At 62.0% G+C, this 540-nt stretch carries 1 protein-coding gene; it reads right to left on the bottom strand.

All coding sequences use genetic code 11. The features are described from left to right. The coding region (locus AC1AUD_RS13745) for a hypothetical protein (protein ID WP_476574940.1) at positions 1 to 404 on the bottom strand (404 nt) is incomplete at its 3' end. Positions 405 to 540 lie beyond the last annotated feature (136 nt).

The raw sequence follows: 540 nt of genomic DNA, 5'->3' as shown, positions 1-540 counted from the left end.
GTGTAGGCGCTGGGCGTCACGTTCGTGGCAGCAAACGAAAAGTCGTTGGCGTTCTTGCTCTTCACGTCGCCGCCGATCTGGATGCTGGCGATGGTCACGTTGCCAGTCCATTTCACGGTGCCCGACGTGTTGGGGATGAACTCGAACGGCAGTTCCTCGCCGCTGTGCGTGTTGCACCAGACCTGAAGGCCGTCCATGCTGAAGTCCTCCTTGACGGAGCCGCTCAGCGTCCAGCTTTCGGTCTGCGCGCCGCCCTCGGAATGGCCGTCAAGGAAGTTGTCCGGGTCCTCGGTGTCCGTCGATGGTGCCAGCGTCGTGTTGGTCACGTCCGCCGAGAAGTCCTGTTCGCTGCCGGTCGCGCCGATCTTGAGCGAGCCGGGGCCAAGGGTTCGTACCTTCGCCATGATGTGTTCCTTTCGATTAGTCCTCGGTGAGTTCCAAGGGGTTCAGTGTGATTTCGTAGGCGGCCAGCTTGCCGACGCCGGCCAGCGAGTAGCTGACGGGTTTCGCCTCGCGCATGTTGACCTTGCGTTCCCAGAG

The organism is Bifidobacterium sp. LH_730 (genome assembly GCF_056355835.1).
This window is presented reverse-complemented; position numbering and strand designations above follow the sequence as displayed.